The organism is Ferroacidibacillus organovorans, assembly GCF_001516615.1.
Taxonomy (GTDB): domain Bacteria; phylum Bacillota; class Bacilli; order Alicyclobacillales; family SLC66; genus Ferroacidibacillus; species Ferroacidibacillus ferrooxidans_B.
This window is the reverse complement of record NZ_LPVJ01000070.1, coordinates 39,778-56,734: the sequence shown is the minus strand read 5'-3', so window position 1 is coordinate 56,734 and position 16,957 is coordinate 39,778. Positions and strand designations below refer to the sequence as shown.

Here is a 16,957-nt window from a genome sequence, read left to right as displayed (position 1 = left end):
ACTTCGTATGCGCCTGAGGTCGTCTTCATGAAGGAAAGGACGATTGATCGTGCGCGTATTTCTTGATTTGATGTGGTTTTTCAAAATGCACAAAGGTCGCTATGCGACAGGCATCACACTGCTTCTTTGTGTTGCCATTTTAAGCCTTATCCCGCCACACGCCGTCGGTGTCATCATGGATGCGATGCGCCGTCACACACTGACGCGCGGGATGATTCTACAGTGGGTTGCCATTTTGGCACTTGACACCGTGTTCATCTATGTGATGCGTTACATTTGGCGCGTGCTGCTTTTCGGCTCCGCGATGGAGCTTGCGGCTCGCTTGCGCGAGAAACTCTACGATCATTTTACAAGGATGTCGCCGCAATTCTATCACAAAAATCGCATTGGCGATCTGATGGCGCACTCGACCAATGACGTGCAGGCTGTCGAGATGACTGCGACGGACGGCATTCTGACGCTGGTCGATTCCATCTCGACAGGTATTGTCGTCATCACCACGATGGCGACGACGCTCAGTTGGAAGTTGACGCTCATCGCGCTGATTCCGATGCCGATCATGGCGTTTGCGACGTCGCGCTACGGCCGCATGATGCACACGCGGTTTCACACCGCGCAAGAGGCGTTTGCCGAGATCACGGAATATACGCAAGAAACGATTGCGGGCATTCGCGTGATCAAAGCGTTTGGGCAAGAGGATGTGGAGCGCGAGCGGTTTGCACAGCGGTCGCTTGATGTCGTGAAAAAAAACATTCGCGTCGCGCGGATTGACGCGCTGTTTGACCCGACCATCTCGCTTGTTGTCGGCTGCTCGTATCTGCTCTCTGTAGGTTTTGGCGCGGTTTTTGTCGTGCACAGACAACTTACAATCGGAGAATTGACGACGTTTACACTCTATCTCGGGCAGTTGATCTGGCCGATGCTCGCATTTGGCTGGTTGTTTAATATCGTGGAGCGCGGGCGCGCCTCAAACGACCGCATCAATACACTGCTAAGCACCCCGCAGGACATTTGCGACGCAGAGGTGACGCTTAAAGGACACCCGACTGGTGAGATTGCTTTTGCACTTGATGAATTCACGTATCCTGACAAGGAAAAACCGACGCTGAAAAACGTGCACTTTTCAATTAAGCAGGGGCAGACACTTGGCATCGTCGGGCGCACAGGGAGTGGCAAGACGACGCTATTTAAGCTCTTGTTGCGCGAGTTTGACGTCGCGCCAGGCGGCATTTTTGTCGGTGGGCAACCGATTGACGCGTGGACGCTGTCTGCGCTGCGCGGAGCGATTGCGTACGTCCCGCAAGACCATTTCCTGTTTTCCGCCTCGATTGCGCAAAACATCGCATTCGCACGGGCTGCGGCGCCGCTTGAAGAGATTCAGGGCGTCGCGCGCCAAGCGGCGATTCACGAAGATATCCTGCGCTTTCCCGAGGGGTACGCAACGGTTGTGGGCGAGCGCGGCGTGACCCTTTCTGGGGGGCAAAAACAGCGGGTGTCGATTGCCCGAGCGCTTTTGCTTGACGCTGAGATCCTGATTCTTGACGACTCGCTCTCAGCGGTTGACGCGACGACGGAAGCATCGATCCTGCAAGCGCTGCGCCAAAAACCCAAAACGGCGACGACACTGATTGCGACGCACAGGCTCAGTTCAGTCGAGCATGCGGACCTCATTCTCGTGCTGGAAGATGGAGAAATCGTGGAGCGCGGCACGCATATGGATCTCCTTGCGCAAAACGGCGTCTATGCGGCGATGTATGAACTTCAACAGTTGGAGAGTATCGTTGAGCACGGAGGTGTGTCTGCGTGAATGAATTTGAATTGGGATCTGCCGAGATCAAACGCGCGGATCGCCAAGTACTGATGCGGCTGCTGTCTTATCTGCGCCCGCACGTATGGGCGCTTTGTGGCGCGTTTGTTCTGCTTGCCATCGCTACGGCGACCGACGTTTTGGGCCCTTTGATCATTAAAAATTTTATCGATCACTATTTGACGGTCAACCGCTTTCCGACGGGGCCGCTTGTGCGACTCGCGTCGCTCTACGTTATCTTGTTGCTTATTACGGCGTCGTTTAACTTCATGCAAGTGCTTGCCTTTCAGACGCTTGCACTGCGCATCATTCAGCGCATTCGCATCGAGGTGTACAGCAAGGTGCAGGATCTGGCGCTCGCCTTTTTTGACAAAACCCCTGCCGGGTCACTCGTATCGCGTATCACGAACGATACAGAAGCGATCCAGGACCTGTTCATGAGTGTGCTTTCGACATTTGTGCAAAACCTGTTTCTGCTCACTGGCATCTACATCTCACTTTTTTTCTTAAACGTCCGATTGGCCATGCTGTGTCTGCTGCTCATTCCGCTGATCGCGACGCTTATGCAGGTGTATCGCACGCTCAGCACGCGTGTGTATCACCTTAGCCGACAAAAGTTGAGCCAACTAAACGCCAAACTCAACGAGTCGCTGCAGGGGATGTATATCATTCAGGCGATGCGACAGGAGCGTCGCCTGCGCGACGAATTTGGCGAGATTAACCAAGCGTACCGCCGCGTGCGCGTTCGCAACATCAAGATCAACGGCTTGCTGCTTAGGCCGATGGTTGATGTGCTCTACATGATGACGCTCATGCTCGTGCTGTGGTTTTTTGGTGTCCGCTCGCTCACCCACGTGGTGGATCTTGGCGTACTGTACGCATTCGTCAACTATTTGGAACGCTTTTTTGAGCCGATCAACAACATGATGATGCGCCTCAACCTTTTTCAACAGTCCCTGGTGGCGGCGACGCGCGTCTTTATCTTGATGGATGAGACAGAACTCGCGCCGCGCGGGGAGGGTCTTGGCGCGATTCCTGAGACAGGGCAGGGGAAGATTGAATTCCGCGATGTCAGTTTCTCGTATGACGGGGAGAATGATGTGCTGAAAAACATTTCTTTTACCGCGCTGCCGGGTCAGACGGTGGCCCTTGTGGGGCACACGGGAAGTGGCAAGAGTACGACCATCAACCTGCTCATGCGGTTTTATCCTGTGACGCGCGGCCAAATTCTAGTCGATGACGTGCCGCTTCATGCGTATCCGAATGACGTTTTGCGCAGTCGCATCGGGCTTGTTCTGCAGGACCCTTTTCTCTTTGTCGGGGATATGCGTCACAACATTCGGCTTGGCGGCACGGACATCACTGATGAGGAGGTGGAGGCGGCGGCGGCGTTTGTGCAGGCGGACCGCTTCATTAAGCGCATGCCAAAAGGATATGAAGAGATGGTGGCAGAGCGCGGCGCGACACTCTCATCTGGGCAGCGGCAGTTGCTCTCGTTTGCGCGAACGATGGTGCGAAACCCCAAGGTCCTCGTGCTCGATGAGGCGACGGCGAGTGTCGACACAGAGACGGAGGTTGCGATTCAGGAGGCGTTGTCGCGGATGCGGCACGGGCGCACGACGATTGCGATTGCGCATCGCCTCTCAACAATTCAGGATGCGGACCAGATCCTCGTGTTTCACCACGGGGAGATCGTGGAGCGCGGAACGCATCAGGATCTGCTCGCGCGACGGGGGCTCTATTACAATATGTACCTGCTTCAAAAGGGCGGTAGTTCGTTAGCGCGACATCATTTACCGATTGAGTTAGCGGGGGACCCTGCGTGATGATGATCGCTGAAGTGCTTGAGATCATTTATAAGAGAATGCCTGCGCCACGCGACAAAGCGGTCGATCGTCTGCTTGTCGGAGAAGTTTCGCGCGCGGTGACAGGCGTTCTCTCGGCGGCGACAGTTACGCATGCGGTGATCGACGAGGCGATCCTGCGTAGAGCCAATTTGATTCTCACATATGACCCGATTTTTTACGGTGAGGAGGTGGATCTCGCTGGTCGAGGCGGGGAGCATGGGGATGTGCGCTCCGTCGCAAGTCGCAAGCTTGAGCGTCTAAACGATGCGGGGATTGCGGTGTTTCGGTTTTGTGAAGCGTGGCGGGCGCACGAACCGGACGGTATTCTTGCAGGTACACTCAAGCATCTGGGTTTTGCGCGTTATTGGGAGCGACGACGCGGTCCAGTGATTGAGCTGCCGCCGCGCACCGTGCGCGAGCTCACGGATCACTTGAAGGCGCGTCTGGACATCCCGTCCGTGCGCCTTTGTGGCGATCTCGAAGCAATCTGCGCCAGAATTGGTTTTCTTCTTGGTAACAACGCAGGGGATGAGCAATTGGAAATGCTCGCTTCGGGCGAGATTGATGTTTTGGTGGTTGGGGAAACGGTCGAGTGGCAAGTGTGTGAGTACATTCGCGATCGTAACGCGTACGTGCATCCCGACACGCCGCCAGTTCACTTGATCGTTGTCGGGCGTCTTGCAAGTGTGACACTTGGCATGCGTTACATTGTGGATTGGCTCACGCCGAAAATTCCCGGGGTACCTGTGTCTTACGCGCCGATTGCGCTGCCTTATTCTTATGTGCTGTAAAAAACATACGCAGAGAGGATGCCTGAAGTGATGGCAGACAAGTGGAGTGAAGGATTGAGTTGTGCGCGCTATATGCAGATTCGCGCGGCCTACAGCGCGACGCGTTCACACGATGGGAAAACGATATTTTTTCTAAGCACGATGAGCGCGGCGCCGCAGGTGTACCGTCTTTGTGAAGCGATTCCGTGGCCTGTTCAGGTTACGTTTTTTGACGATCGCGTCATGGGCGTCTATGCACACCCGACAGAACCCTATCTGATCGTTTCATCCGACGTTGGCGGCAGTGAGCGCGCGCAGCTCTACCTCGTTTCACACGATGGACAGACAGTGGAGAATCTCACGAATGACATGGCGCATGTTCATCAGTTCGGCGGCTTTTCATCGACTGGCAAACAGTTTGTCTATGCGTCAAACGCGCGCGACGACGTGCACTTTGATGTGTACGTCTATGACCTTGAGACGCGCGCCAGCCGCTGCGTTTTTGGGACGGATGACACCAATTATGCGGCGGGGTTCAGCGCGGATGACCGCAGTGTGTTTGCGCTGCGCATGCATACAAACGTCAACGCCGATTTGTTTCTGGTCGACATCGAGAGCGGCGACGCGCTCCATCTCACGCACCACCAAGGGGATGCGCACTTTTCGCACCCGCGCGCGGATGCAGATGGACGCACGGTACATCTGATCACGGACCTTGATTCGGAGTTTGCGCGCCTCGCAACGCTTGATCTCGAGACGCTCGCGCTCACGTATCTGACAGATGATTCGTGGGACGTGGAGTTATTGGAGGTGGCGCAAGGCGGTAAGCGGCTGGTCTACAGTGTCAATGAGGATGGTACATCGGCGCTTTTTGTGCTTGATCGAGATTATCCAGGCGGCGCGCGGCGGGTAAAGGGGCTCCCTGTCGGAACGATTGTCGATTTTGACCTGTCAAAAGACGGCGCGCACGTCGATGTGACGGTCAGCAGCCCACTGCATGCTGTCGAGGTGTGGCGCGTGGGTCTGGATGACGGGGAGTGCAGGCGTCTCACTTTTGCCTCCGAAGGCAGTGTGCCGCACGAAACGTTCGTTGAGCCAGAGCTAATCGCGTATCCGTCATTTGATGGACTGATGATCAAGGCTTACTATTACAAGCCAAAAGGCGACGGCCCTTTCCCGGTGATCGTTGACGTACACGGCGGCCCAGAAGGGCAGAGCACGAACCTCTTCCCGGCGCTGCGCCAGTATTTTGTGCAGTGCGGCTACGCGGTGCTCGCACCCAATGTGCGCGGAAGCTCGGGGTATGGGCGCACCTATTTGCACCTTGATGACGTGCGAAAGCGGATGGACTCAGTGGCCGATCTTGCGCACGCAGTCGACTGGCTGTGCGAACACGGGAATGCGCGCCGCGATGCGATTGCAGTGATGGGCGGAAGCTACGGCGGGTTCATGGTGCTGGCGGCAGTGACGCACTACCCGGATCGGTTTGCGGCGGGCGTCGATCTTGTGGGGATTGCCAATCTGCGGACGTTTATCGAGAACACCAGTCCGTACCGCCGTCACCTGCGCGAGTGTGAGTACGGAACCGTGGAGGCAGACGGTGATTTCTTTGACGAGATCTCGCCGATCCACCACGTGGACCGCATCACCGCACCGATGATCGTCATCCACGGTGCAAACGATCCGCGCGTTCCGATCAGCGAGGCAGAACAGATCGTTGAAGCGCTTCAAAAGCGAGAGCATCCGGTTGAATACTTGCGCTTTGAAGATGAGGGACACGGCGTCGTGAAGCTCCCGAATCGCATCAAGACGTACACGGCGATCGCCGCGTTTCTTGATCGCCATTTGAAGTAGTTGGCGTGTGAGAAAAGGATGTGCATGCGGATGGCGACCTGGCGAAAGCTGGGACCCCTTCTGCGTGCACGTTTTAGCGAATGCCCAGTGTCATTGCCTTGCGCGAATCACACAGTTTGCTGCACTGCAGTCTCAGGGGCTGTGTCCACACGGGTAAATTGGCGATTCTCCCAGCGCGTTCCGCGCAGTCGCGAAAAAAGGAGCGCAGCGCGCACCCATTCGTCTACGCACATCCCCCACCAAATCCCTGCCAGTCCGAGTCCGAGCGGGAATCCGAAGAGCCATGCGGCGAGCACTGAGATCCAGACAAACATTCCACTGTTCCACATGAGCCAGCGGTTGTCACCCGCTCCGCGCAGCGCGCCGCCAATGATCATGTTGAGTGCTTTTGCCGGTTGTGCAAGCGCGATGATCTGGAGCACTCGCGCGCCAAGGCGCACCACCTCTTTATCTGTCGTGAAAAGCGCGATCAGTGGGTGGGCGAAAATGAAGAGCAGCAAAGCGAGGAGTGACATTCCGCCCACGCCCAGTGTGACGCCTGACCAAGCGATGCGGCGAGCGGGGTGAAACGCGCCTTTTCCCGCCTCGTGACCGACCAGAATCGAGACACCCTGCGCGATGCCAAGACCAAACAAAAAGGATGCGGATTCGATTGAAATGGCATAGACGCGCGTGGCAATCGCGTTTGTACCGAGTCGCGCAATCAGGCTGACGAGGAAAAATTGCGTAAATTGATAACTCCCAAGCTCAAGCGCGGATGGCAACCCGACGCGCAGTACAGCCATCACCTGTCCAGATCCATGCAGGATCATCCGCCGCGTGACGGGAACCGGAAGGTGTCGCGCGAGCAGGAGGAAAGAGTAGATCACGCCAGCCATAATCCCGCTCACGTTAGCGAGATAAAGTCCGGTCAAACCGAGTCGCGGTGCGTTCCACAGTCCTGTGACAAAGAGCAGATTAAAAAATGCGGTGACACCGATGACGAGAAGAGTTTGATAGAACACCACGCGTGTCGCACCAAAACTTCGCAGAATTCCGCCACTGATGGCGACCCACGAAGAGAACGGCAAAAGAATCGCCATAAACGTCATGTAGGCGCGCATTGTCGGGACAATGGATGATGGGACATGTAGGATTGCGAACCAGACGGGGATGCCTGCGATTAAAAGGAGTGTAAGCAAAGTGGCGATGACGAGCATGAGCCGCAGCGCGTCGACGGCAAACGCTGTGGCCTTCTCTGGTTGATTTGCGCCGCGAAACTGAGCGATCAGTACGGTCGCGCCCAAACCAACAATGCTAAGTAAGATGCCGAGTGCAGCAATCAGCGTCCCGGTGAGGCCAACGGATGCCACGATTGTTGAGCCGAGGTGGCTCACCACCCATACATTGAGGTTATTCATGGTCGTTTGCGCCGTCATCTCAAGAAGAATGGGCCAAGACAGCGAGAGGATCTGACGATAGATCAAAATGGCGGAGCACTCCTTATCAAACGATAAAAAGCATTCGTAAAGGTTGAGCTTCACTATAGCACGAGTCACAAAATGCGTGTCAAAAAAATTCAGGCAAGGTAAAATCCGCAAGGGAATGAGCGGATTTCGCCACGGTTTTGCCAAGATTAGCGACTTGCCGGACACGTGGATCTCTTGTATCCTAAAACGTGTCGCGATTCCTCTTTTTTAGCGGCTCATTTTTATTTTAGGAGAATATGCCTCAGTGAATGAACAGAAAGCGGCTTTGGCGGGCCTATTCGCCGTCTCCTTTTTATGGGGTTGCAATTATGTGATCAGCGCCTATTTGCTCGGTGACTTTTCTCCCATCTTCCTCTCGTTTGCTCGTCTCGTAATGACCTCGCTCTTCTTTTTTTTTGCTCACACTCGCGCGCGGCGGACTACGCTTTCCCACGCGCCCGGAAATGTACCTTCTATTAGGTAGTGGGATTTTTGGCACGCTGCTTAACCAAACGCTTTATTTCACAGGGCTGCGGCAGTCAACCGCCGCAAACGCGTCACTCATCATCGCGCTGGCGCCCGTGGCAACCGCCATCCTCGAGCGCGCCTTGTTTGGCGTGCGCATGACGCCGCCAAAGCTCATCGGTGTGGCGTTGGGCTTGCTTGGCGTTTTGATCATCGTCGGGATGGGCGGCAACCGGCTCAGCGCTTCGGTTGGGGATTTCTACCTGCTTGGCGCGATGCTCACGCTTTCCATCAGCATCCTGTTTGTCCGCTCGCTCACCAAAACCATGCCGACCTATACCGTCACGATCATCTCGACGTGGATAGGAACGACTCTCATGGCACCCGCAGCCGGGGTCGAGGGCATGCTTCACCAAAGCCATCTTGCGACAGGTGTTTTTCCGTGGGTGCTACTCGCGCTTGCCGGCGTCGTCGCGCAGGGACTCGCCGGGTTTTGGTGGAACCGCGGCGTCGCGGTGATCGGCGCGGGGGCGGCTGCGATGTTTATGAATCTCCCCCCTTTTATCGCGCTGATCGCCGGACACTTCATTTTGCGCGACGCGATTACCGCGAGTCAGGTGGTGGGGGGGCTATTGGTGCTCTCCGGCGTTTTTGTCGCAAATGCTCAGGCGTTGCGAAAAGCCCCGCCGATCCCACTTCAAGAAGGTTTCGAAGGATCTGCGTGAAATGACGTGATTCGTGGTATGATGAAAGAATGGAGTCAGGATTGGGAAGGGGCGTCACGGATTGATTCGTGTGAAAAATTTGTCGGTTTCCTTTGGAAGCCGCATTTTGTTTGAAAATGTAAACTTAGGATTTGATCAAGGCAACCGCTATGGGCTGATCGGCGCAAACGGCGCAGGGAAATCGACGTTCATGAAGATTTTGGTGGGTGATTTTGAGCCGTCGACAGGAACCGTGACGATCGAGCCGGGATTGCGTGTCGGAGTGCTGCGTCAGGATCACTACGCGTTTGACGATGTTCGCGTGCTTGACACCGTCCTCATGGGCTATCCAGAGCTCTGGGAGGTCATGCAGGAGCGCGAGCGACTCTACGCACTGCCGGAGATGACGCAGGAAGAGGGTTTGCGCGTCGGCGAGCTTGAGAGTTCTTACGCGGACATGGACGGCTACTCCGCCGAGTATTTTGCCGCAGAGTTACTTGAAGGACTCGGCATCCCCGTCGAGAAGCACACGGAACTCATGTCGAGCATGAATGGCGGCTGGAAGTTGCGCGTGCTGCTCGCGCAGGTGCTCTTTGGCCGTCCGGATATTCTGCTGCTTGACGAGCCGACGAACCACCTTGACATTGACACGATCCGCTGGCTGGAAGAATTTTTGCAGGATCACAAAGGCACGATGATCATCATCTCACACGATCGACACTTTTTGAACACGGTCTGTACGCACATGGTGGACGTCGATTACAAGCAGATCACGATGTTCTCGGGTAACTATGACTATTTTGTCGCGGCAAGCACGCTCTCGCGTGAGCAACAGTTGGCGGATAATGCGCGCAACCTTGAAAAGATCGCGGAGTTGCGTGAGTTTGTCGCGCGCTTTTCGGCGAACAAGTCAAAGGCGAAACAGGCGACGAGCCGCCAGAAGCAGATCGAGAAGATTGAGATTCAGGAGATTCGCCCGTCTTCACGCGTCTCTCCGTATATCAAATTCACGCCAAAACAGCAACTCGGCAAGCAAGTCGTCACGATGAGTGGCGTCAGTAAAGCGTATGGTGACTTGCAGGTTCTCAAAAATGTCAATCTCGACATTGTCCAGGGCGACAAGGTTGCGATTATCGGGGCAAACGGTGTGGGGAAGACGACATTGCTCAACTGCATGATGGGGGAAGTGGAAGTGGATGAGGGTGCGGTCGTTTGGGGCAAGTCGGCCCAACCGAGCTACTTTACGCAGGATCACAGTGACACCATTCCACATGACACGACGGTCTACGAGTGGTTGCGCAGCTTTGACCACGAAGCGGATCAGCAGACGATACGCAGCATTCTCGGCCGCATGCTCTTTTCAAAAGACGAGGTGCACAAGTCGACCGAAGTGCTCTCAGGCGGCGAGGCGGCGCGCCTGATGATTGGCAAGATGCTACTCGAACAAGGCAATGTGCTGCTGCTTGACGAACCGACAAACCACCTTGATCTCGAATCGATTGACGCACTTACCAAATCGCTGGTCGAGTTTCCGGGTTGCGTTATCTTTGTCTCGCACGCGCGTCAGCTTGTGACGGATGTGGCGAACCGTATTATTGAGGTAACGCCAAACGGCTTGATCGACTTTGTGGGATCGTATGACGAATATCTCGCAAAGCGTCCCAACCTGGTGGCGGTATGAGTGGGGGCTCTGTTCGCTCGCACCCTGTAACGCGTGCGATGCCTCTGCTTGAGTTCTTGCTTGAGGTGGAAGACGGCAGGGGACGCAACAAGATCAAGTCTTATCTGACGCATCGGCAGGTGTCAGTCGACGGCCGCGTCGTGACGCGCCATGACCATCCGCTTTTGCGCGGTCAACAGGTGCAGATCACCGATGCGCGCGGGTCGGCAGTGCGCAATCTACACGGTATCCGCATCGTTTACGAGGATGACCACTTGCTTGTCATCGACAAGCCGCCGGGGCTTCTCTCGATCGCCTCGGAAAAAGAGCGCGATCGCACCGCGTATCACATTTTGTCTGACTATGTGCGCGAGAAAGCGCCACAGTCTGCGCCGCGGGGAGGCAGCCACCTCGCGCGCTCGCGCCAAGAGGTAGGATCCGCTGCGAACACAGTTCGGGTTGACCGCCGCACACCGCGCGAGGTGGCTTTGCGTGAACGCGACCCGCGCATTTTCGTGGTGCACCGCCTCGATCGCGATACGTCAGGGCTTATGATGTTTGCGAAAACGGAGCGCGTGAAAAGGGCGCTTCAGGATCACTGGCGCGACTACGTGCTGTCGCGCTCCTATGCGGCGGTTGTCGAAGGGCGTGTCACACCGCTTGAAGGGACGCTCACGGCGTGGCTTAAAGAGAATCAGAACCAGAAGATGTACGTGACAGGCGCGGTAGAAGGCGCGGAAAAGGCGACGCTCTCTTACCGCGTCGTGCGCTCCACGCGCGCGTACTCACTTTTATACGTGGAGCTTGAGACGGGAAAGAAAAACCAGATTCGCGTGCAGATGGAGCATATTGGCCACAGTGTTGTCGGCGACCGCCGCTACGGGTCAAAGCACAACCCGCTTGGGCGCCTTGGGCTTCACGCGCTGACGCTTGAGTTTAAGCATCCTGTGCGCAATGACGTTTTGCGCTTTGAGACGGATCTGCCGTATGGCTTTCAAAAACTTTTCCCAGAAAAAAAGTAGCATCTCTACTCAATCCCATCGAATAAAACGTATCCCGGACACGCAACGCTGTCCGGGATACGTTTTTGCTTACGCGTTCATCCCACCGAGCGACACGTACTTGATGTCGAGATACTCCTCAATGCCGTATTTGCTGCCTTCGCGCCCAAGCCCCGACGCCTTCACACCGCCAAAAGGCGCCTGTGCGGTGGAAGGCACCCCGTCGTTGATCCCGATGATCCCGTATTCGAGGCGTTCTGCCATTCGAAAAATACGCCCGATGTCGCGCGTGAAAAGATAGGATGCGAGTCCAAATGGCGAATCGTTGGCCGCCTTTAACACTTCATCTTCTGTGTCAAACGGCAAAATGGCGGCAACTGGTCCGAATGTCTCTTCTTTTGTGATGAGCATCGAGTGGTCGACACCTTTTAAGACCGTCGGCGAATAGAAATGGCCGCGCGCGCCAACGCGTGTTCCGCCGAGCAGCAGTTGTGCGCCTTTGTCGAGTGCATCTTGCACGTGCCGCTCCACTTTTTCAAGCGCGGCTGACTCTACAAGTGGACCGACGGATACGCCTGGCTCCAGGCCGTCACCCGTTTTCATCGTTTGCATGAGTGATGTGAAACGCTCCGCGAATGCGTCGTAGATGCTGCGGTGGACGTAGATGCGGTTGGCTGAAACGCAGGTTTCTCCCATCCCGCGCATTTTGCAGGCGAGCGTTTGTGCGACGGCCGTTTCAAGGTCCGCGTCTTCAAACACGATCAGCGGCGCGTGTCCGCCGAGTTCAAGAGAGAGGCGTTTCACGGTGTCCGCCGCTTGGCGCATCAGAATTTTTCCGACCTCCGTCGATCCGGTAAACGAGATTTTTCGCACGCGCGGATCGTCCATCAGGGGTTTTACGATGGGTACCGGATCGCTGCTTGCAAGCACGGAGAGTACACCTTTCGGGAGACCGACTTCGTCAAAGATGCGGGCGATTTCAAGTGCTGAAAGCGGTGTGAGTTCAGACGGTTTGATGATCATCGCACATCCGACGGCAAGCGCTGGCGCCAGTTTGCGCGTGATCATCGCGGCGGGGAAATTCCACGGCGTGATGGCGGCGGTCACGCCGACAGGACGTTTTAAGACAAGGATGCGTTTGTCCGTGCTGTTTGAAGGTATCAAATCGCCGTACACGCGTTTTCCCTCTTCGGCAAACCAGTCGAGAAACGATGCGGCATAGAGCACTTCGCCGCGTGCCTCGGCGAGCGGTTTGCCCTCTTCGAGCGTCATGATGCGCGCGAGGTGCTCGGATTCTTCGCGCATGCGCGATGCCGCGTCGCGCAAAAAGGCCGCGCGCTCGTGTGCGGGCAGGTCGGCAAACGCAGGCTGCGAATCGGTTGCCGCCGTGACGGCACGCACGACATCTCCAGGCGTTGCATTTGAGACCGTTGCAAGCACCTCCTCTGTGGCGGGATTGAGCACGTCGAATGTCTCTGTTGCTTCGCCGGCTGTAAAGACGCCGGCGATGTAGTTTTTGTACTCGCCGAGTTGCATCGTAAATCCCTCCTTGAATGGTAGCCTTTATTCCGCAAAGTGCGCGACGTTTGGCAGTGCATGTTAAATGATTGTGGCGGCGCACGGTTCTTTTCTTAGTGTACAATAAGCGTCAATTTGTGTAGGCTATGCGTTATGGTCCAGATTCATCTGGAAATCACTAGAGGGGGAATTTCATTGAAGAGTCTCGCAGATTGCACAACACTCCATAATGGGGTCAAAATGCCGTGGGTGGGGCTTGGCGTTTGGCAGGCGAAGGATGGCCAGGAAGTCGAGCAGGCCGTGCGCTCGGCGATTGAGCTTGGCTATCGCAGCATTGACACGGCGGCGATCTATGGCAATGAGGTTGGTGTCGGGACGGCGATCAAGGACAGTGGCGTGAAACGCGAAGATCTCTTTATCACGACAAAGGTTTGGAACGCGCGTCAAGGCTATGACTCCACGCTCGCAGCGTTTGATGAGAGCATGGAAAAACTGGGGCTTGAGTACCTCGATCTCTACTTGATTCACTGGGCGATTGCGGGAAAATACAACGACACGTGGCGGGCGCTTGAAAAGCTGTATAGCGACGGGCGCGTGCGCGCGATTGGCGTCAGCAACTTTCAGGTCGAGCACTTGGAAGATGTGATAAAAAATGGAACGATCAAGCCGATGGTCAATCAGGTCGAGTTTCATCCACTGCTGACGGAACAGCCAATTTATGATTTCTGCAAAAAAGAGGGCATTCAGATGGAAGCGTGGTCACCACTGATGCGCGGTGGAGAACTGCTCGCGAAACCTGTCATCGTCGAATTAAGTGAGAAGTACGGCAAGACGCCTGCGCAGATCGTGCTGCGTTGGGATCTTGAAAAAGGGGTTGTCACGATTCCCAAATCCGTTCGCAAAGAGCGGATCGCAGAGAACGCGAATCTGTTTGACTTCTCGCTCACGGCAGATGAGGTCGCGCGTATCGACGCGCTAAACGAGAACAAGCGCAGTTTTGAGTATGACCCATACAACGTGAATTTTTGATTCTGTCACAAGGGATATGCCCTGGGTTCATTTTCTGTTTTATATAAGGAAGAGGAAACTCTTCCTTTTTTCTGTGGGCGTGGTGTGCTAGACTAAAGCCAACTTTTTACATACTCTCGTCTCCGGAAGAAAGTGGGAATACTAGATGAAACCTTGGGTCTCTCGCGTTGCATTTCTTCTCGCGCTCACCGCGCCACTGGCTTTGCCGTCGTTCGCCGCCGAACAAGCGCTTGGTCTAAAACAAAAAATGGTGACACTCATGCCATCTGCCCACATGAAGGTGTCTGGGCAGGCGCAAATGACCATTTTGCCACACGGAGGCATGCGTGTGCGTGTGGCTCTGACAGGTGTCGGGCAAGGCGCTCGCGTGCTGGACGCTCTTTCTTTTGGCACATATGGAGCAGGACCGTCGATCCCGGGATTTCGCCTCGCCAAACCCGTCTGGGAAAACGGACAGTGGGTGAGTGAAACGACGGTTCCAAAGGTTGCCTTTATTCCAGAGACCGGTTGGTGCTTCAAGGTTTTTGAGGAAGTTGGCGGGCGGGAAAAGATGATTGCGATGGCAGATCTCGGTCCGATTGCAAAAGGAACGGCGGAGCAGCAGAAAGAGACAGCCACGTCGATTGTCAGCCTACAGATCGGCCCGCTCAGTTCGATGATCACGGCAGCGCAGGCAAAGCACGGTTTGACGGGAGATGTCATGGTGCAGACAGGCAACATGATGCCTGCCATGGCGATGACCGATCACGGGCAGAAAGTGAACATGCACCTCGAACTTCACGTGTTCTCGCGACAGACGGGTGCGGTTGAGCTTGGGTTAATGCCAAAGATTGAACTGATCTCAGAGAAGACGGGCGTAAAGACGATCGTACAGAGCGTGCCGATGTACAGTTCAAAGACAGGAATCCCTGACTATCACTACGGGAACGCGGTTGCAGTCAAACCGGGACGCTATACGGTGAACGTGCAGATCGGGAAAGAAAAGATCGTGTTTCGCGGCGTGCTCATCACGAAAGCGATGATTTCTGGAAAAGCATCGCCAGGTGGCATGACAGGCATGGGCAACATGAGTGGCATGAGCGGTATGTAATGACAGAGGGCGGGATTTTATGCGCGGAAAAACGGGTGGATTGAATAAAATCACGTGGTTCGTGCTCTTTTTGCTGACCCTGCAGTACGTTTTTGGCATTATCGCCAATCTTTACGTGACGATTCCGTATGCTGTGATCTCGCCTGCGCGCACGTGGAGCGGGCTGTGGGCTACGCTCAACTGGTCGCTCGCCCACAGTCCCCCCATTCTCGCGGCGCACGCGGGCACTGGTGTCTTGCTTGTTTTGATCACGTGTGCCGGTACCGTGCGCGCTTTTTTTATGAAAGGCATGGTCTGGCGCAGCGCGTACACCGCGGGACTATTGATCTTGCTTTTCGCTGGGTACAATGGCGTGATGTTCCTGGTTTCTCACGGGGCAAACGTCTATTCGATGTGGATGTCCTTTGCGTATATCGCGGTGCTTGCCGTGTTTTTTGGCGCGCTTTATACCGCCAAGTGAATTTGAATGGCTTTGTTAAAGAGAGGTTATGAAAGAATGAGCGCTTGGACAGAGCGTGCAGTAACTGTTTTAGACGCCATCGAGCAAGCGGGACGCACACGTGAGTTGCGCGCGCTTCGCGTGTTGGATGGACGCACCGCACTGCGCAATGGTCGCGTTGTCCTGCTTTGTGCGTCTAACAATTATTTGGGCCTGGCGCAACATCCGCGCGTCCGGGCGGCGGCGCAGGAGGCGCTTGAGACGCATGGACTTGGCTCGACTGGTTCGCGTATGACGACAGGACACAGCGCGCTTCACGAGGAACTGGAAATTGCGCTCGCAAAACATCGCGGCACGGAGGCGGCGCTTCTCTTTAATACAGGCTACATGGCGAATCTGGCTGTCATGACGACGTTTGTGCGCGAAGGGGATGTCATCTTTTCGGATGAACTAAACCATGCGAGCCTGATTGACGGGTGTCGCATGAGTCGGGCGCGGGTTGTGATTTATAGACACGGTGATGCGAATGATCTTGAGGAAAAGCTGCGGGCGACGCCTGTTTCTGGTCTTCGCATCATTGTTACGGACGGTGTTTTCTCCATGGATGGGAATCTCGCACCGCTTGCCGATTTGGTTCGCCTAAAGCGTGCGTGGGACACACTTTTGATCGTTGATGACGCGCATGCGACAGGTGTGCTCGGTCCGCGCGGTGAAGGGACTGCCGCGCATTTTGGCCTGGCCGCGCACGAGATTGATTTGCATGTGGGGACACTCTCAAAGGCCTTGGGCAGTGAGGGCGGTTATGTGGCGGGGGCACAGACACTTATCGCATGGCTTCGACAGGCGGCGCGACCGTTCATGTTTTCGACTGCGCTCAGTCCTTTAGTGATTGCGGGTGCACACGCTGCCTTGCAGATTGCGACAGATGAAGGGGAGCGCCGAGCGCGTGTGCACAGCCGTGCACGCGAATTGCGAATGGCGCTACAAGCGCGTGGTTTTGCGGCATCGCAAGGGATCACGCCGATCATCCCCGTTCACATTGGGGACACTGGTGCGGCGCTTGCGCTTAGTGCACATCTGGATCAAATGGGTATTTTTGCACCGGCGATCCGGCCACCAAGCGTCCCTGTAGGCACATCGCGCATTCGTTTGACGGTAACCGCTGATCATACGTGTGAAGATGTGGAGACGGTGGCGAATGCGTTTGCCTCGTTCGCGTCGAGATAAAGAAAAGTCTACAATGGGATTTATCGGCTGTATGATGGAGGGATTCATCTTTACGCTGATGGCATAAGCGCAGTCCAATGATTCGCGATTCACATCGC

13 protein-coding genes and 1 pseudogene are annotated in these 16,957 nt (G+C 55.5%); 12 read left to right on the top strand and 2 right to left on the bottom strand.

All coding sequences use genetic code 11. The features are described 5' to 3' along the window. The first annotated feature begins 49 nt into the window (after nt 1-49). The 4 genes from ATW55_RS14210 to ATW55_RS14195 are packed head-to-tail and all read left to right on the top strand — an operon-like array spanning nt 50 to nt 6,278. Nucleotides 50-1,807: an ABC transporter transmembrane domain-containing protein gene (locus ATW55_RS14210; RefSeq protein ID WP_067719740.1), complete on the top strand. Its 1,758-nt coding sequence runs from the start codon at nt 50-52 to the stop codon at nt 1,805-1,807. 53 nt (nt 1,808-1,860) lie between these two features. Next, entirely contained in the window at nt 1,861-3,633 is a 1,773-nt protein-coding gene (locus tag ATW55_RS14205) for an ABC transporter ATP-binding protein (RefSeq protein WP_067719737.1), read from the top strand. Further along, nucleotides 3,633-4,445 (top strand): Nif3-like dinuclear metal center hexameric protein, encoded by an 813-nt coding sequence (locus ATW55_RS14200; protein ID WP_067719364.1) that lies wholly within the window; start codon nt 3,633-3,635, stop codon nt 4,443-4,445. Before ATW55_RS14205 ends, ATW55_RS14200 begins: the two co-directional genes overlap by 1 nt. Nucleotides 4,446-4,475: 30 nt before the next feature. Then, nucleotides 4,476-6,278 (top strand): S9 family peptidase, encoded by a 1,803-nt coding sequence (locus ATW55_RS14195; protein WP_235587150.1) that lies wholly within the window; start codon nt 4,476-4,478, stop codon nt 6,276-6,278. 107 nt (nt 6,279-6,385) lie between these two features. On the opposite strand, the gene ATW55_RS14190 is transcribed toward ATW55_RS14195, so the two are convergent. After that, the gene (locus tag ATW55_RS14190) at nt 6,386-7,744 is read right to left on the bottom strand and encodes an MATE family efflux transporter (protein ID WP_067719361.1); all 1,359 of its coding nucleotides are present in this window, start codon (nt 7,742-7,744) and stop codon (nt 6,386-6,388) included. 247 nt (nt 7,745-7,991) lie between these two features. On the opposite strand from ATW55_RS14190, the pseudogene ATW55_RS17400 reads away from it, so the two are divergent. The 4 genes and pseudogenes from ATW55_RS17400 to ATW55_RS14175 form a co-directional block, all read left to right on the top strand. Then, nucleotides 7,992-8,349 (top strand): annotated as a pseudogene (locus ATW55_RS17400) (DMT family transporter); the annotation flags it as partial. Beyond that, nucleotides 8,350-8,916, top strand: a complete 567-nt coding sequence (locus ATW55_RS14185) for a DMT family transporter (protein WP_423742972.1) — start codon at nt 8,350-8,352, stop codon at nt 8,914-8,916. It begins immediately after the preceding pseudogene. 70 nt (nt 8,917-8,986) lie between these two features. Beyond that, nucleotides 8,987-10,576, top strand: coding sequence for an ABC-F family ATPase (locus ATW55_RS14180; protein ID WP_336433228.1), 1,590 nt, complete (start codon nt 8,987-8,989; stop codon nt 10,574-10,576). Then, nucleotides 10,573-11,577 carry an RluA family pseudouridine synthase gene (locus tag ATW55_RS14175; RefSeq protein WP_067719352.1) on the top strand — a complete coding sequence of 335 codons (1,005 nt, stop codon included), beginning with the start codon at nt 10,573-10,575 and terminating at the stop codon, nt 11,575-11,577. The genes ATW55_RS14180 and ATW55_RS14175 overlap by 4 nt, the downstream gene beginning before the upstream one ends. A gap of 69 nt (nt 11,578-11,646) precedes the next feature. Here the strand turns inward: ATW55_RS14175 and ATW55_RS14170 are convergent, their stop codons facing one another. Then, nucleotides 11,647-13,092 (bottom strand): NAD-dependent succinate-semialdehyde dehydrogenase, encoded by a 1,446-nt coding sequence (locus ATW55_RS14170; RefSeq protein ID WP_067719349.1) that lies wholly within the window; start codon nt 13,090-13,092, stop codon nt 11,647-11,649. A gap of 177 nt (nt 13,093-13,269) precedes the next feature. Between ATW55_RS14170 and ATW55_RS14165 the strand changes: the two genes are divergently transcribed. The 4 genes from ATW55_RS14165 (at nt 13,270) to bioF (ending at nt 16,859) form a co-directional block, all read left to right on the top strand. Continuing rightward, nucleotides 13,270-14,103 carry an aldo/keto reductase gene (locus ATW55_RS14165; RefSeq protein ID WP_067719344.1) on the top strand — a complete coding sequence of 278 codons (834 nt, stop codon included), beginning with the start codon at nt 13,270-13,272 and terminating at the stop codon, nt 14,101-14,103. A 145-nt stretch (nt 14,104-14,248) separates the two neighbouring features. Then, nucleotides 14,249-15,193 carry a hypothetical protein gene (locus ATW55_RS14160; protein ID WP_067719337.1) on the top strand — a complete coding sequence of 315 codons (945 nt, stop codon included), beginning with the start codon at nt 14,249-14,251 and terminating at the stop codon, nt 15,191-15,193. 19 nt (nt 15,194-15,212) lie between these two features. Next, nucleotides 15,213-15,653, top strand: coding sequence for a hypothetical protein (locus ATW55_RS14155; protein ID WP_067719332.1), 441 nt, complete (start codon nt 15,213-15,215; stop codon nt 15,651-15,653). A 36-nt stretch (nt 15,654-15,689) separates the two neighbouring features. Next, on the top strand, nt 15,690-16,859 hold the full coding sequence (gene bioF, locus ATW55_RS14150; RefSeq protein ID WP_067719328.1) for an 8-amino-7-oxononanoate synthase: 1,170 nt from the start codon (nt 15,690-15,692) through the stop codon (nt 16,857-16,859). Nucleotides 16,860-16,957: the final 98 nt, after the last annotated feature.

Excerpts from the sequence above, each read along its gene's own strand:
- ATW55_RS14205 (WP_067719737.1), top strand. The coding sequence starts at position 1,861 with ATGCGGCTGCTGTCTTATCTGCGCCCGCACGTATGGGCGCTTTGTGGC.
- ATW55_RS14200 (WP_067719364.1), top strand. The coding sequence starts at position 3,633 with ATGATGATCGCTGAAGTGCTTGAGATCATTTATAAGAGAATGCCTGCG.
- ATW55_RS14195 (WP_235587150.1), top strand. The coding sequence starts at position 4,476 with ATGGCAGACAAGTGGAGTGAAGGATTGAGTTGTGCGCGCTATATGCAG.
- ATW55_RS14185 (WP_423742972.1), top strand. The coding sequence starts at position 8,350 with ATGACGCCGCCAAAGCTCATCGGTGTGGCGTTGGGCTTGCTTGGCGTT.
- ATW55_RS14175 (WP_067719352.1), top strand. The coding sequence starts at position 10,573 with ATGAGTGGGGGCTCTGTTCGCTCGCACCCTGTAACGCGTGCGATGCCT.
- ATW55_RS14170 (WP_067719349.1), bottom strand. The coding sequence starts at position 13,092 with ATGCAACTCGGCGAGTACAAAAACTACATCGCCGGCGTCTTTACAGCC.
- ATW55_RS14160 (WP_067719337.1), top strand. The coding sequence starts at position 14,249 with ATGAAACCTTGGGTCTCTCGCGTTGCATTTCTTCTCGCGCTCACCGCG.
- ATW55_RS14155 (WP_067719332.1), top strand. The coding sequence starts at position 15,213 with ATGCGCGGAAAAACGGGTGGATTGAATAAAATCACGTGGTTCGTGCTC.
- bioF (WP_067719328.1), top strand. The coding sequence starts at position 15,690 with ATGAGCGCTTGGACAGAGCGTGCAGTAACTGTTTTAGACGCCATCGAG.